Genomic DNA, 13,503 nt, shown 5'->3' with positions numbered 1-13,503 from the left:
CAGCGAGGAGCCGTCACGGTGCAACCGTCTGGGATCTACACGCCGCAGACCTTCGTCACCCCCTACGCCGCCGACCCGGCGGAAACCGGCTGGCCCCCGCCGTCTACCAGGACACGGACTGCATGCTGCCGCCGCCCAACCCCGCCGCAACGCACTTGGCTGGAACCGGTCCGCAACCGGTTCGGTGCCAGCAGCCTGGCCCTGGACGTCCGAACAGCCCGCAGGGGGAGCCACCACATCATCGCGGCCGCCGCCCGGAACAGATCTGCGAGAGCGGCGCCGTGCACGGGCGGTCGGCGGAGATGCTCACGTCGGTATCCTCAGCAGCGGGTGAATGTGCAGGGGGAGAGCCCGAGTTGGCCGTGTCTGGAAAGATGCGCAAAACCGAGCTGCGGGACCAGCACTCCGGCTGATCCTCCGGGGCGTGCGATCACATCGGGGCGCGGCCCCTAAGATCGGGTGCCCTGGGGGTGGTTATGGGCAAGCAGCGCCCTGGCTCGCCGACGTTGGAGGAAGTCGCGGCTCTCGCCGGTGTCGGGCGCGGCACCGTCTCGCGGGTCGTCAACAACGCGGCGGGCGTGAAGGAGTCCACGCGTCGGGCCGTCGAGCGGGCCATCGACGAACTGGGCTACGTGCCCAACCTGGCAGCACGTTCCCTGGCCGGGCGGCGCGCCGACGCGGTGGCGTTGGCGCTGACCGAACAGGACTGGCGGCAGTTCGGGGAACCCTTCTTCTCGGAGATCATCCGCTCGGTCGGCGACGCCCTCGCCGACACCTCGGTGCAGTTGCTGCTCACCCTGGTTCGCACGGACATCGAGCGGCAGCGTTTCGTCGAGTTTGCGCGCGGTGGGCGGGTGGACGGGGTGCTGCTCATGTCCGTTCGAGCCGAGGACCGGCTGCCGGACTTGCTCGCCGAGGCCGGACTTCCCACGGTGCTGCTCGGTCGCCGCTCGGGCGACGAGCACGTCACCTACGTCGACGCGGACAACGTGGGTGGCGCCCGCGGCGCAGTCGAGCACCTTCTGCGCGGGGGGCGCCGGAGGATCGCCGCCGTCACCGGACCGCTCGACATGTACGTCACCCAGTGCCGGCTGCGCGGGTACCGTGAGGCGCTGGCCGCAGCCGGTGTGGAAGCCGTTCCCTCGTTGGTCGTCGAGGGCGACTTCACCGAGGACAGCGGGCGACGGGCGACGGCCGAACTCCTCGCCCGGCACCCGGACGTGGATGCCGTTTTCGCCGCCTCGGACACCATGGCCGCCGCGGCGCTCGAGGTGCTGCAGGCGGCCGGCCGCCGGGTGCCCGAGGACGTCGCGGTGATCGGCTTCGATGACTTCCCGCTCGCCCAGCACACCGAGCCGTCGCTGACGACGGTCCAGCAGCCGCTGGAGGAGATCGGGCGGACCATGGTGCGGCTGCTGATGGAGGAGATGGAACAGCCTGAAGTCGCCTGGCGCCATGTCATCTTGCGCACCCGGCTGGTGGTGCGCGGCTCGGCCTGAGGGCCGCGGGGAAGGGGCCGGCCGAAAGTTTCGGGAGCGCTCCCAACCCCCCTCGCTCAGCGAAAGGTTGCGACGTGTCTGCCTGACCTGCGCCTTCGAAATCCATTCGACGCATGTGCGCGCACAGGGTTGTCAGGGACATGGACGGACTCCTACAGTCCGACCCGAACCGGTGGAGTGGGAGCGCTCCCATCAGTGGGGAGCTGGGAGCGCTCCCGTATCGGTTCCGACACAGCCGAGCCACGTTCGAGAGAGGCACCCGCATGCGACCGTTACCGCACCGTCCCCGCCCCGTGCGCGGCCTGTTCGCCGCACTGCTCTCCGCTTTCGCCGCGCTCGCGGCGCTCCTCGTCGCCGCACCGCCGACTCAGGCCGACACCACGATCTGCGAGCAGTTCGGCTCGACCGTCATCCAGGGCCGCTACGTCGTGCAGAACAACCGCTGGGGCACCAGCGCCACCCAGTGCGTCACCGCCACCGACACCGGCTTCCGCCTCACCCAGGCCGATGGTTCGGTGCCCACCAACGGCGCCCCGAAGTCCTACCCGTCGGTGTTCAACGGCTGCCACTACACGAACTGTTCGCCGGGCACCAACCTTCCGGCGCAGCTCAGCAACATCTCCAGCGCGCCCAGCAGCATCTCCTACGGTTTTGTCTCGGGCGCCGTGTACAACGCCTCGTACGACATCTGGCTGGACCCGACGCCCCGCACCGACGGCGTCAACCGGACCGAGATCATGATCTGGTTCAACCGGGTGGGCTCGATCCAGCCGATCGGCTCGCCGGTGGGCACCACCGCCGTCGGCGGCCGCACCTTCGAGGTGTGGACCGGCAGCAACGGCTCCAACGACGTGATCTCCTTCGTCGCTCCCTCGGCGATGAGCAGTTGGAGCTTCGACGTCATGGACTTCGTCGACCAGGCCGTGGCCCGGGGCCTGGCGCAGAACAACTGGTACCTGACGAGTGTCCAGGCCGGGTTCGAGCCGTGGCAGAACGGCGCCGGACTCGCGGTGAACTCCTTCTCCTCCACCGTCAACCTCGGTGGCGGCGGCGACCCGGGCGGTCCCGGCGGGCCGGCCACGGCCTGCCAGGTGACCTACGCGTCCAACGTCTGGCAGGGCGGTTACACCGCCGATGTCACGGTCAAGAACACCGGTACCACCGCCCTGAACACCTGGCAGCTCGGCTTCACCCTGCCCTCCGGACAGCGCGTCACGAGCTCCTGGAACGCCACCCTGTCCGGCTCCTCCGGCGCGCTAACGGCGACTCCCGTGGCGCACAACGCGCAGATCGCCGCCGGCGCCAGCCAGACCTTCGGCTTCCAGGGCACCTACAGCGGCACCTTCGCCAAGCCCGGCACCTTCACCCTGAACGGCACGGCCTGCACCAGCGCCTGACCGAAGCCGGTCGCGCCGCACCGGCCTTCTCCGGGGCCCGCCCCGCCTTCCCGCACCGACGGGGGCGGGCCCCACAACCCGCCCCTCCGGCCCGCATCCGGAAAGGCCGCACCCCATGAGCCCGAGCCGCACCGTGTCCGCACGCCGCACGCCGTCCTCACCCGCCGGCGTGCCCTTACGTTCCCGGACCCGCCGCCCCGCCCTCGTCGCCGCGCTGTGCGCCGCGACCCTCGCCCTGACCGCTCTTGCCGCCGCCCCGCCCGCCCAGGTCCCCACGGCCACCGCAGCCCTGCCGTACCAGGACCCCTCCCTCCCGGCGCCCGAGCGGGTCACGGATCTGCTCTCCCGGATGACGCTCGACGACAAGCTCGGGCAGATGACCCAGATCGAGAAGGACGCGCTCGTCCCTCAGACCGACCTCGCCACCTACCGCATCGGCTCGGTGCTCTCCGGCGGCGACTCGACGGTCAGCCCCAACAACGCCCAGACCTGGGCCGACACCTACGACTCCCTCCAGCGCACCTCCCTCACCACCCCGCTCGGCATCCCGATGATCTACGGCATCGACGCGGTGCACGGCCACAACGCGGTGCGCGGCGCCACCCTCTTCCCGCACAACATCGGCCTTGGCGCCACCCGTGACCCGGCGCTGGTGCAGCGCGTCGGACGGGCGGTGGCCGAGGAGGTGGCCGGTACCGGCATCGACTGGTCCTTCGCGCCGTGTCTGTGCGTGGCCCGCAACGACCGGTGGGGCCGCACCTACGAATCGTTCGGGGAGAAGCCCGAACTGCCCACCTCCATGGCCACGTTCGTCACCGGCATGCAGGGCACGGCCCTGGGCGGCGACCCGGCGTCGGTACTGGCCACCGCCAAGCACTACATCGGCGACGGCGGCACCACCGGAGGCGTCGACCAGGGCAACACCGAGCTGTCCGAGGCCGAACTGCGCGCGATCCACCTGCCGCCCTTCCAGGAGGCGGTACGCCGCGGCGTGGGCTCGGTCATGCTGTCCTACAGCAGTTGGAACGGCGTGCGCGCGCACGGGCACAAGTACCTGGTCACCGACGTGCTCAAGGGCGAGCTGGGCTTCACCGGCTTCGTCGTCTCGGACTGGGCCGCACTCGACCAGATGGACGGCCAGAGCGGCTTCACCGGCGCCGAGATCACCACGGCCGTCAACGCCGGCGTCGACATGGTGATGGTCCCGCACGACTACAAGAAGTTCCTCACCCTGCTGCGCGGCGAGGTGAACGCCGGGCGGATCCCTCTGGCCCGCGTCGACGACGCCAACCGGCGCATCCTCACCAAGAAGTTCCAGCTCGGCCTGTTCGAAAAGCCGCTCACCGACCGGTCGTTGACCCCGACCGTGGGCTCCGCCGAGCACCGGGCCCTGGCCCGGCAGGCGGTGCGGCAGTCGCAGGTGCTGCTGAAGAACGACGGCGCGATCCTGCCGCTGGCGAAGAACGCCAAGCTGTTCGTGGCCGGCAAGTCCGCCGACGACATCGGCAACCAGAGCGGCGGCTGGACCCTGGGGTGGCAGGGCCGCAGCGGCCCCGTCACCGAGGGCACCACCGTCCTCCAGGGCATCCGCGCCGCCGCGACCGACTCGTCCCGGATCACCTACGACCGCTACGGCAACGGCATCGACGCCGGCTACACCGCCGCCGTCGCGGTGGTCGGGGAGACGCCGTATGCCGAGATGCACGGCGACCGGCCCGGCGGCATGGGGCTGGACCAGGAGGACCTGCAGACCCTCAGCCGGCTCAAGGCCAGCGGGGTGCCCGTCGTGGTGGTCCTCGTCTCCGGACGCCCGCTCGACATCGCCGCCCAACTGCCGGACTGGCGCGCCCTGCTGGCGGCCTGGCTGCCCGGCACCGAGGGCGCCGGAGTATCCGACGTGCTCTTCGGCGACCACGCCCCGACCGGCAAGCTCCCCATGACGTGGATGCGCAGCGCCTCCCAGCAGCCCATCAACGACGGCGACGGCAAGAGCCCGCTCTTCGCGTACGGGCACGGCCTGACCTACGGCACCGGTCCCGACCCCGACCCGGATCCTGACCCTGAGCCCCAACCCAAGTCCTGCACCGCCCAGTTCAAGGTCGTCTCGGCCTGGTCCGGCGGCTACCAGGCGGAGATGACCGTCAAGAACTCGGGCAGCGCCCCGCTCACCGGCTGGACCGTCGCCTGGGACCTGAACGGCTCCACCGTGAACAGCCTGTGGAACGGCTCCCTGACCGTGGCCCAAGGCCGCGCGACCGTCCGCAACGCCGCCCACAACGGCGCCCTCTCGCCCGGCGCCACCACCTCGTTCGGTTTCACGGCCAACGGCGGCGCGGGCACGCCCGCTCCGCAGTGCACCGGCTCCTGACGTACGACCGGCACACCCGCACGTACCACCGAGGAGGGCACGATGACCAACCCGACCAGAGCCGACGGCGCCTCGCTGCCGAGCACGCGCCGACGACGGTCGGCAGCCCTGGCCACCGCCCTGGCGACCCTGATGCTCGGGGCGGCCGGCCAGATCGCGGGACAGCCCGCGGCAGCGGCGGAAGCTCATGTCGACAACCCCTTCGCGGGGGCGACCTTCTACGTCAACCCCGACTACGCCGAGCTCGTGAGCACGTCCATCGCGCAGACCTCCGACGCTACGCTCAGGACGAAGATGGAGAAGGTCAAGAGCTATCCGACCGCCGTCTGGCTGGATCGGATCGCTGCCGTCCACGGCGGTGCGGCCAACGCGGGGCGCAAGAGCCTGGCCGACCACCTCGACCTGGCGCTCGCCCAGAAGAAGCCCGGCCAGCCGATCACCGCCACCTTCGTGGTGTACGACCTGCCGGGACGGGACTGCGCCGCCCTCGCCTCCAGCGGCGAACTCCCGCTCACCCAGGCCGGGTTGACTCGCTACAAGTCCGAGTACATCGACGTCATCGCGAACGTCCTCAAGAACCCCAAGTACCAGGACATCCGTATCACCACGGTCGTCGAGCCCGACAGCCTGCCCAACCTGGTCACCAACACATCCGACCCTGAATGCGCCCAGGCCAAGAGCAGCGGCATCTACGTCGAGGGCATCCGGTACGCCCTGGACAAGCTGCACGCCATCCCGAACGTGTACACCTACCTGGACTACGCGCACTCCGGCTGGCTCGGCTGGGACAACAACCTCACCCAGACCGTGCAGCAGTACACCGAGGTGGCCAGGGGCACCGCGGCCGGGCTGAGCAGCGTCGACGGGCTGGTGACCAACGTCGCCAACGCCACGCCACTGGATGAGCCGTTCCTCACCAACCCGGACAAGAGCGTCGGCGGCAACCCGGTCAAGTCGGGCAAGTTCTACGAGTGGAACCCGAACTTCGACGAGTCGGACTTCACGAAGAACGTCCACCGCGCGCTCGTCTCGGCGGGCTGGCCCGCCTCCACCGGCATGGTGATCGACACCTCACGCAACGGCTGGGGCGGCTCGGCCCGGCCCACCGCCGAGAGCACCAGCACCACCCTCGACACCTATGTCACGGAGTCCAAGGTCGACCGGCGCGCCCACCGCGGACTGTGGTGCAACGTGAGCGGAGCCGGACTCGGACAGCCGCCGCAGGCCGCACCCTCCGGATACCCGGACTCGCACCTCGACGCCTTTCTGTGGGTGAAGCCGCCGGGGGAGTCCGACGGGGCCAGTAAGGACATCCCCAACGAGGAGGGCAAGAAGGCGGACCCGATGTGCGACCCGGACTACACCGCGCCCAACGCCGGCAACAGCAAGACCGGGGCGCTGCCCGACGCACCGCTGGCCGGCCACTGGTTCCACAACCAGTTCCAGATGCTGGTGCGCAACGCCTACCCCGCCGTGCCGACGGGTGGCACCGACCCGGGTGACACCACCGCCCCGACCGCCCCCACCGGACTGCAGGCCACCGCGAAGACCGCGAGCAGCGTCTCCCTGGCGTGGACCGCGGCCACCGACGACGTGGGCGTGAGCGGGTACGACGTGTACCGCAACGGCACCCGGGTCGGCTCGCCGGCCGCCGGCACCACGTACACGGACACCGGGCTGAGCGCCGCCACGGCCTACAGCTACACCGTGCGGGCCCGTGACGCGGCCGGGAACGTCTCCGCCGCCTCCGCCGCGCTGAGCGTCACCACCGAGACGGGCGGCGGCGGTCCCGACCCGGCGGGCGGTCTCAAGGTCGCCTACAAGAACAACGACTCCTCGGCCATCGACAACGCCATCCGCCCCAGCCTGCGGATCACCAACACCGGCAGCGCCGCCCTCGACCTGACCGGGGTGAGCGCCCGCTACTACTTCACCCGGGACAGCGGCTCGCCGACGGTGAACGCCTATTGCGACTACGCCGCGGTCGGCTGCTCCAACGTCAAGCTCAGGGTTGTCCCGCTGAACACCCCGGTCGCCGGCGCGGACGCCTACCTGGAGGTCAGCTTCTCCGCCGGCTCGCTGGCCGCGGGCAGGGACACCGGTGACCTCCAGATGCGCATGGCCAAGTCCGACTGGTCCGCGTTCGACGAGGTCGGCGACTACAGCCGCACCACCGCCACCTCCTACACCGACGCCCCGGCGATCCCCGGCTACCTCGGCACCACCCTGGCCTGGGGCGCACCACCTGCCTGATCCGCCCACCTCCCCACACTCCCTCGCCCGCCCGGTGCGACCGACTCCCCGGGCGGGCGGGGGCTCCACAGCGGACAGCAAAGCAACGACAGGAGGCACCATGCTTCGACGCAGAAACCGGCTCCTCTCCTGGGCGGCGGTGCTCGCCACCCTGCTGAGCGGTCTCGGTCTGGCCTTGCTCGGCCAGGGCAGCGCGCAAGCCCACGGGGTGGCGATGATGCCCGGCTCGCGGACGTATCTGTGCTACCAGGACGCCAAGACGGGCACCGGCGCCCTGGACCCGACGAACCCGGCGTGCAAGGCCGCGCTGGCCGAGAGCGGATCGACGGCGCTGTACAACTGGTTCGCCGTGCTCGACTCCAACGCGGGCGGCCGCGGCGCCGGTTACGTACCCGACGGCAAGCTGTGCAGTGCCGGTGACCGCTCTCCGTACAACTTCACCGGCTACAACGCCGCCCGCTCCGACTGGCCCCGCACGCATCTGACCTCCGGGAAGAGCATGCAGGTCCGGTACAGCAACTGGGCAGCGCACCCGGGTGACTTCCGGGTGTACCTGTCCAAGCCCGGCTACTCGCCCAGCTCCCCGCTGGGCTGGGGCGACCTGGAGCTCATCCAGACCGTCACCAACCCCGCCCAGTCGGGCTCGCCGGGCACCGATTCCGGTCACTACTACTGGAACCTGAACCTGCCCGGGGGCCGCTCGGGCGACGCGGTGCTGTTCATCCAGTGGGTGCGCTCGGACAGCCAGGAGAACTTCTTCTCCTGCTCCGACATCGTCTTCGACGGCGGCAACGGCGAGGTGACCGGCATCCGCGGCTCAGGTGGCACTCCGACTCCCACGCCCACGCCAACCCCCACCCCGACCGACCCACACACCGGCTGCATGGCCGTCTATTCGGTGACCGACGCCTGGAACGGCGGCTTCCAGGGCTCCGTCGAGGTGATGAACCACAACACGGCCCCCATGAACGGCTGGGCCGTACGCTGGCAGCCGGGCACTGGCACCCGGATCAGCAGTGTCTGGAGCGGCACCCTCAGCACCGAGACCGACGGCACGGTCACGGTCAGAAACGCCGACTACAACCGAACCGTCGCCCCGGACGGCAGCGTGACCTTCGGCTTCACCGCCACCTCCACCGGCAACAACCATCCAGTCGGCTCGATCGGCTGCGTCACTGCGTAGCAAGCCCCGCGAGACGCCGGCCTCCGCACCGCGGGGAGCCGGCGTTGTCGTGTGCACGCAGCTCAGGGGGCCAACGCGTAGACGCGATCGTTGACGCGCTGGGGGGCGGCGAGGTCGTGGACGAAACCGCGGATGCCGGGGGAGCCGGCGCGGACGCGGCTGGTGGCAATGCGGGGCGATGTCCGGCGTCAAGGAGCGCGTGGATGGTGGCGTGCTTGGCGCGGGTGCGTTCGGCGAACCGGTGCTCTGTCGGCCAGGGCGACGACGCACTCGGCTCCGCCTCTTCCTTCGGTTCCTCCGGCCGCGCCGGCATGGGGCGCGGGCCGGTAGACGCATTTCTCGGCGGCTTCGCCCAGGTTGGGCCAGAGGTGCCATCGGTCGGCGACCTGGACAGCCTCGCGGCCCAGCTCGCCGGGGCGCCGGAGGGACCGGTCCTCTTCCGGTTGGCGCAGCCCGACTCCGCGGTCACGCCATCCGATGCCCGAGCGGAGTTCTGGTCGCCTGTTGACGGATGCTCATCGAACACCTTGCATGCCCATGACACCTATCGCATCGCGTCGATACATCGGATCTAAGTGAGGATCAGAGGTGGGTGCATGGAAAATAGACCATCCCAAAAGGACACTTATCGTTACAGACTCACTCTGTCGACGAGTAAAGGTCGGATGAAAAGCATCCGTTCTGTTGACATGACTGAAACATGCCACCTAGGTTTCGGGCTCGCTCGCTCTTGCCTCCCTGGAAGGGAACTGCCCGTGCCCGCTTCCTCTCGTCGCGATTTTCTCCGCCTCAGCGGTGCCGCTGGGGGCGGCCTCGCCCTCGCCGGCGGCCTGCCCGCCTTCACGGCGCACGCCGCGCCCGACCGGCCGACCGATGTGGACCTCGTCCCGGAAGACAGAGCCACCGCCATCTGGTACCGGACGCCCGCCGATGAGGCGCACATCATCCAGGAGGCCCTCCCGGTCGGCAACGGCCGCCTCGGCGCCCTGGTCGGATGCGATCCCGCCAACGACTTCGTCTACATCACCGACGGCTCCTTCTGGACTGGCGGACGCAACGACACGGTCACCGATGACGGGCAACTTCCCTACGGGCGCGACGACTTCGGCAGCTTCGGCCTACTCGCCAAGCTGCGCATCACCCTGCCCGGGCACACCGGCCCCCAGTTGACCGACTACCGCCGCCAACTCGACCTGAGCAACGGCGTGGTGTCCGCGTCATACAAGCTGCGAGGGGTTCGCTACCGTCGTGAGGTGTACGCCAGCCATCCGGACGACGTGGTCGTGGTCCGGCTCACCGGCGGCCCGCACACCGGCAAGATCTCGCTGGCAGGCACGCACGACGAGACCACCTCCGGCGGCAGCAGCCGACTCACCTTCACCGGCAAGCTCGGCAACGGCCTGCGGTACGCGGCGGCCGTGACCGCTACCAGCTCCACCGGCCAGATCAAGGTAGACGGCGACACCCTGGCCTTCACCGACTGCCAGGAGTTGCTGATCGTGCTATGCGCGGGCACCGACTACTCACCCGACGCAGCCCGCGACTTCCGCGACCCCAAAAGCGACCCGCTGGCCCTCGCCCGGAGCAAGGTGGCCACCGCCGCCCGCGTTTCTGGGAACCGGCTGCTCGACACCCACGTCGCTGACTACCAGAAGCTCTACAACCGCTTCTCCATCGACCTGGGCCGCTCCACCACCCTCCAGCGCTCCCTCGACTCCTGGTCGCGCATCGCGGTCCGCTACACCGACCGCACCACGCCCGACCCGGAACTGGAGGCTGCCTACGTCCAGTACGGCCGCTACCTGACCATCACCGGGTCCCGCGACTGGCTCCCGATGAATCTCCAGGGCATATGGGTCCACAACAACACCCCGGACTGGTACGCGGATTACCACACCGACATCAACATCCAGATGAACTACTGGCTGGCCGACCCGGCCGGCCTCGGGGAGAACTCGTACGCCCTGGCCCGGTACTGCGTCTCCCAATTGCCGGTGTGGACAGATGTCACCAAGCGTCTGTTCAACAACGAGAAGAACCGGTTCCGCAACAGCAGCGGCAAGATCGCCGGCTGGGCGGTGGCGTTCTCCACCAACATCCACGGCGGCAGCGGCTGGGCCTGGCACCCGTCGGGCAACGCCTGGCTGTGCAACTCCCTGTGGCGGCACTACGAGTACAGCCAGGACCGCGCCTACCTGGAGCTGATCTACCCGGTCCTCAAGGGCGCCGCCGAGTTCTGGCAGGCCCGCCTAATCACCAAGAACATTACCGACACCGACGGCACCTCCCGCGAGGTGCTGATCGACGACACCGCATGGTCCCCTGAGCACGGACCGGACAGCAAGGGCATTACCTACGCGCAGGAACTCGCCTGGGAGCTGTTCCACGAATTCACCACCGCCGCCCACGAACTGGGCCGGGACGCCGACCTGGCCGCCGCGCTCACGGCCATGCAGAAGAAGCTCTATCTCCCCCGAGTGAGTTCCAAGACCGGCTGGCTTGAGGAGTGGATGTCTCCGGACAACCTGGGCGAGACGACCCACCGGCACCTGTCCCCGCTTATCGGATTCTTCCCCGGTGACCGGATCTCCGCCGACCGCAGCCCGGCCGAACTGGTCGAGGGCGTGCGCGCGTTGCTGACGGCACGTGGCACGGACACCTTCGGCTGGGGCTGCGCCTGGCGGTCGCTGTGCTGGTCGCGCCTGAAGGACGCGGACAATGCCTACCAGCTCTATCTGAACGTGCTGCGGCCCTCCGTCGCCAACAGTAACGGCACCTCGGCCAACTGGTTCGACATGTACAGCCAGGGCAGCTACACCATCTTCCAGATCGACGCCAACCTCGGCGGCGCCACCGCCGCACTGGAGATGCTGCTGTACTCCCGGCCCGGAGTGATCGAGCTGCTGCCCGCGCTCCCCAGCGCCTGGGCGGAGAAGGGCTCGGTGGCCGGGGTGGGCGCCCGCGGCGGCTTCACCGTGGATTTCTCCTGGCGCGACGGCAAGGCGACCTCGGTGACGGTCCGCAGTGTCGGAGGCACCACGACCGAACTGCGGGCCGGCCGGTTCCGCAAGCAGATCAGCCTCAAGCCGGGCAAGTCCGTGACGGTCCGCATTCCCTGACAGGCGGACCGAACACCCGTGGGCGGCGGCATCTTCACGTGCCGCCGCCCACGGGTGCGCCATGCCGCTCCCGCCCGCCGTCTGCCAGCGCGAAAGGGAGGCAGAGTTCGCGGGGTGGCTGGACGAACGACGCGAGGGCGACCGGTACTTCGGCGACCTCAAGCGCCTCGACGCCCTCGCCGCTATCCGCACCGACCTGGGAGGCCGGCTCCCGGCCGGACCAGCACTGGACTCCGTGACGTGGGACAACGGGTATTTCCGGGGCTGGTCCAACCACTTCGCCCGCCACACCGTGGACGGCATGGAGCTGTCGGCCCGGGACCGGGTCGTCTACCAGCAGGTGTTCGACGAGGACTTCCGGGAGCGATGGGCTGACGTCCTCGCCCATCGTTCCCGGCATCCAGCCCGTGGCCAGGGCCTCCCGCTGTCCGAACGGCTCCTGCAGGCGACCGGCGGGGCGCAGCTCGGGCACCGGATCTTCCATCCGGTGCCCGACCTGGGCAACGAGACGACCCTCGCGCTGCTGCTTTCCGGCGAGACCCGTGAGGATCGCGACGCGATCGCCCGCTACGCAGACGCCCGCGCCGCCTGGCGCTGCGGGCGGGCCGGGGCCAAGGACGTGTCGGACGACCTTGCCCGGCGGATCCTGCTCCTGGTGCGGCGCTGCCGCCCGAAGGCGCTCGATACGGAGGCGTCCGCGCGCGGTCTGGTCAGCGGCGCCCACGCCGTCGAGGCGGTCAAGCGGCTGGTGCCCGGCTTCCTCGCCGAGCAGAGAGAAGCAACCGAGACGACAGCGGGGGCCTGTGGTGGGCAGTGACGGTCTCGTTGAACTAGTGGGGACGGTGCGTGCCCGGGGCCCGCAGGATACGTGGGAGCTTTTGCTGGACACACTCGCCCAGTGGCAGTTGCAGGCACCGGTCATCGTGGCCGACGCCGGCTACGGCGTCAGCACGCCGTTCCGGCTCGGTCTCCAGGAGCGAGGGCTTTCCTATGTCCTTGCCCTGCAAGGCAAGGAGGTCGCTCATCCGGAGGAAGCCGAGCCGCACCTGCCCGCTTATGGCGGGCTCGGGCCGCCCACCCTTCCTCGCTCCCGCCTCCCGCCGCGATCCCTCTCGACCCTGGCCGCGGAAACGGGCGCGGAGCGATTCTCCGAAGTGACCTGGCGGCAGGGCAGCAAGGGCGCGATGACCTCACGGTTCGCGGTCCTGGCAGTGCGGCCCGCGGGCAAGCAGTCCCTGGCCGCCTCTCAGCAATCGGGCGGGGGCCGCAGCCGGTGGGACGGCGTCCTGCCCGTCCAGACTGTCCTGGTCGAATGGCCGGACGGCCAGGACGCCCCGACGGACTACTGGATATCGAACCTGCCCGCCACCACACCCGTCGCTGACCTGGTGCGGTGGGCGAAGATGCGCTGGCGGGTCGAACATGACTACCGCGAACTCAAACACGGCCTGGGCCTCGACCACTTCGAAGGCCGCACCTGGCGCGGCTGGCACCACCACGTCACCCTCGTCACCGCCGCGCAGGCATTCCTCACCCTCCGCAGGCTCGACCCAAAAGTCGAGGCACCGGCCCGAGCCTCTACCAGCCCCTCGACGCACTCCAAGGCCTGGTGAGGTGCTGGACCGGCACCTGCAGCACCTGCGGCCGCCCCCTCACCGCAGTCAGACACAGAGCCAGAACCTAA

At 69.9% G+C, this 13,503-nt stretch carries 7 protein-coding genes and 1 pseudogene; all 8 read left to right on the top strand.

Going from position 1 to position 13,503, the window contains the following annotated elements:
- Window positions 1–476 precede the first annotated feature (476 nt).
- Window positions 477–1,499 carry a LacI family DNA-binding transcriptional regulator gene (locus tag ACZ66S_RS39340; RefSeq protein WP_469906381.1) on the top strand — a complete coding sequence of 341 codons (1,023 nt, stop codon included), beginning with the start codon at window positions 477–479 and terminating at the stop codon, window positions 1,497–1,499.
- A 263-nt stretch (window positions 1,500–1,762) separates the two neighbouring features.
- Window positions 1,763–2,896: a glycoside hydrolase family 12 protein gene (locus tag ACZ66S_RS39335; RefSeq protein WP_469906380.1), complete on the top strand. Its 1,134-nt coding sequence runs from the start codon at window positions 1,763–1,765 to the stop codon at window positions 2,894–2,896.
- Window positions 2,897–3,011: 115 nt separating this feature from the next.
- The gene (locus ACZ66S_RS39330) at window positions 3,012–5,264 is read left to right on the top strand and encodes a glycoside hydrolase family 3 N-terminal domain-containing protein (protein ID WP_469906379.1); all 2,253 of its coding nucleotides are present in this window, start codon (window positions 3,012–3,014) and stop codon (window positions 5,262–5,264) included.
- A gap of 42 nt (window positions 5,265–5,306) precedes the next feature.
- Window positions 5,307–7,517 (top strand): glycoside hydrolase family 6 protein, encoded by a 2,211-nt coding sequence (locus tag ACZ66S_RS39325; RefSeq protein ID WP_469906378.1) that lies wholly within the window; start codon window positions 5,307–5,309, stop codon window positions 7,515–7,517.
- A 100-nt stretch (window positions 7,518–7,617) separates the two neighbouring features.
- The gene (locus tag ACZ66S_RS39320) at window positions 7,618–8,700 is read left to right on the top strand and encodes a lytic polysaccharide monooxygenase (protein WP_469906377.1); all 1,083 of its coding nucleotides are present in this window, start codon (window positions 7,618–7,620) and stop codon (window positions 8,698–8,700) included.
- 755 nt (window positions 8,701–9,455) lie between these two features.
- Window positions 9,456–11,819: a glycosyl hydrolase family 95 catalytic domain-containing protein gene (locus tag ACZ66S_RS39315; RefSeq protein WP_469906376.1), complete on the top strand. Its 2,364-nt coding sequence runs from the start codon at window positions 9,456–9,458 to the stop codon at window positions 11,817–11,819.
- Window positions 11,820–11,880: 61 nt separating this feature from the next.
- Window positions 11,881–12,636, top strand: coding sequence for a hypothetical protein (locus tag ACZ66S_RS39310; protein ID WP_469906375.1), 756 nt, complete (start codon window positions 11,881–11,883; stop codon window positions 12,634–12,636).
- A 37-nt stretch (window positions 12,637–12,673) separates the two neighbouring features.
- Window positions 12,674–13,432 (top strand): annotated as a pseudogene (locus ACZ66S_RS39305) (IS701 family transposase); the annotation flags it as partial.
- Window positions 13,433–13,503: the final 71 nt, after the last annotated feature.

Source organism: Streptomyces sp. NPDC107471, from assembly GCF_055582845.1.
Note: the sequence above shows the minus strand (reverse complement) of the source record. Positions and strands in the feature narration are given on the sequence as shown.

Bases quoted from the DNA above. Each gene is read 5' to 3' on its own strand.
- ACZ66S_RS39325 (WP_469906378.1), top strand. From the start codon at position 5,307: ATGACCAACCCGACCAGAGCCGACGGCGCCTCGCTGCCGAGCACGCGC.
- ACZ66S_RS39330 (WP_469906379.1), top strand. From the start codon at position 3,012: ATGAGCCCGAGCCGCACCGTGTCCGCACGCCGCACGCCGTCCTCACCC.
- ACZ66S_RS39340 (WP_469906381.1), top strand. From the start codon at position 477: ATGGGCAAGCAGCGCCCTGGCTCGCCGACGTTGGAGGAAGTCGCGGCT.
- ACZ66S_RS39335 (WP_469906380.1), top strand. From the start codon at position 1,763: ATGCGACCGTTACCGCACCGTCCCCGCCCCGTGCGCGGCCTGTTCGCC.
- ACZ66S_RS39320 (WP_469906377.1), top strand. From the start codon at position 7,618: ATGCTTCGACGCAGAAACCGGCTCCTCTCCTGGGCGGCGGTGCTCGCC.
- ACZ66S_RS39310 (WP_469906375.1), top strand. From the start codon at position 11,881: ATGCCGCTCCCGCCCGCCGTCTGCCAGCGCGAAAGGGAGGCAGAGTTC.